Source organism: Streptomyces sp. NPDC057697 (genome assembly GCF_042799335.1).
GTDB lineage: Bacteria > Actinomycetota > Actinomycetes > Streptomycetales > Streptomycetaceae > Streptomyces.
Genome location: NZ_JBHVJA010000039.1, coordinates 1 through 1,705, shown reverse-complemented (window position 1 = coordinate 1,705; position 1,705 = coordinate 1). Strand labels below are relative to the sequence as shown.

The window sequence follows — 1,705 nt, the reverse complement described above, 5'->3', positions numbered from 1 at the left end:
TTGTATATGTATAAGCGTCTTGCAAAAGAAATGTTAGAGAGGATGGGATATGATGGGCCTTTTGGAGAGACCACATCGGAACAAGACAACGAGGGGCAATGAGTGGACGCAGAGTGTAAAGAAAAATAAAGACAAGAGGGGAACAATTAAAGTTCCGCGAGATCAGCATGATCGGTTAATGGCTTTAGCATTTGCTAAAGACTTAAAAATGCCAGGTCTTTTGTTAGAAGTGGAGCAGCTTCTCCAGGAAACATTGACCGAAGATGAAAAAGCAATGTATCAAACCATGTTGAAAAAGCTGTCTAATAAATGAATTAAGTAGACACGTCTACATGTCTACGTTTATATGGCCGGCAGCGCAACAGCGTAGCCGGCCGTAATTATGTTTAGAATGAAATACACTCATGAAAGAAGGGACTATTTTGGAAAATGAGTTTAAAACACATTTAGAGGCCGATAGAGAGGTTTTAACGTCTTCGGGTGTAAAAGGTCAAAAAAACAAAAAAAGAGGCCCATATCGGACGAGAAACGGGTCGAAGATGGAAGATACTCATACGAAAATAAATTTTTATGCTAGAAATGATTTGAAGGAACGGCTCGATAAGTTGGCCAAGAAGCAACCGAAAGGTTTTAGACATAAGCTTTTCAATGATATGTTGGAGCAAATCATTATAGATTTAGAGGAGTTATCCGCAGATTCAGATTAAATTTTAAGCTGAAAAATGGAAAGGCATGTCGTTTATCCACAGTTTTGGAGGAAGAAGTTTCCCTTAAAGCCTTGTATTCTCAAAATTCGAATAGTAGAATAATAGATAATTAAATACGAACGGAAAAAAGGCAAAATAAAAAGTGCTCAATGTTGGTAGCATTGAACACTCCGACTGTTTGTAAGATCGCACCTCTTACAACGTCATTTAGATGTTATCTATTATACTCGGAAAAGGCTTCAAAATCAAGGTTTTACGGGGATAAAAAGGGTGACAGTGAATGACTGTTTTGGGTGTAATAACTCACAATCAGTCAGGAACTGTCGCCCTTTTTTCTTTCGTCACCCAGCTGCCGTTAAGGGGTGTAAAATAAACTGACGTCAGGAGTTGCTCCGTCCACTGCAAAAATACGGAGATGTAGCCACAAATAAGCGTTCCTTGCTGCGCTTGTGGTGAAATGGCGAGGACGGCCATAAACGGTCCGGTGGTTGTACGGCGCATTACGGTGCGGGTATCAACGGCCAAAGCTTCATGCTTGCGGCACACAATTGAGTGTGACCGTGTGAGAGAACACAGGACAAACCCATGAAGCAGCATACAGGACGTGCATTGTATGTAAAAAGGCGTTGCAGACGAAAGTCTGGCGATCAGCAAGGCGGACTGGAAACCTCAGGCATCACTACCGAGCCAGTTTCAACCGATCGATTACCTATTGCCGCCCAATTATTATTTTTTTTGGGTCGGCAATAGGTAATCGAATTTCGCCCCTGTTTCCTAGAGCAGTCAGCTATCCTGCCAGTTTCAAGTCCTTAAAGTCAAGAGAAAAAGATAAAATAATTATGGCGAAATTCCTTAAAAACCGGAAGTGTTTTTAAGTTCCTTTTTTATCCGCGATTTTGATTTCTTCGGGTTTTTCACCTTCTTATTATGAAATAGTCTTCTGTTTTTTAACTTCCCATTCAAGCATTAAAAAAATGTTTGATGTTATCTATAAAGTG

Annotated in this window: 2 protein-coding genes; both read left to right on the top strand. The window is 40.3% G+C overall.

Going from position 1 to position 1,705, the window contains the following annotated elements; genetic code table 11:
* The first annotated feature begins 178 nt into the window (after positions 1 to 178).
* The gene (locus tag ACFVFH_RS35740) at positions 179 to 313 is read left to right on the top strand and encodes a hypothetical protein (protein WP_275265778.1); all 135 of its coding nucleotides are present in this window, start codon (positions 179 to 181) and stop codon (positions 311 to 313) included.
* Positions 314 to 404: 91 nt separating this feature from the next.
* Positions 405 to 707 carry a hypothetical protein gene (locus tag ACFVFH_RS35735; RefSeq protein ID WP_376947965.1) on the top strand — a complete coding sequence of 101 codons (303 nt, stop codon included), beginning with the start codon at positions 405 to 407 and terminating at the stop codon, positions 705 to 707.
* Positions 708 to 1,705: the final 998 nt, after the last annotated feature.

Coding starts and splice junctions, on each gene's coding strand:
- ACFVFH_RS35735 (WP_376947965.1), top strand. CDS start 405: ATGAAAGAAGGGACTATTTTGGAAAATGAGTTTAAAACACATTTAGAG.
- ACFVFH_RS35740 (WP_275265778.1), top strand. CDS start 179: ATGGCTTTAGCATTTGCTAAAGACTTAAAAATGCCAGGTCTTTTGTTA.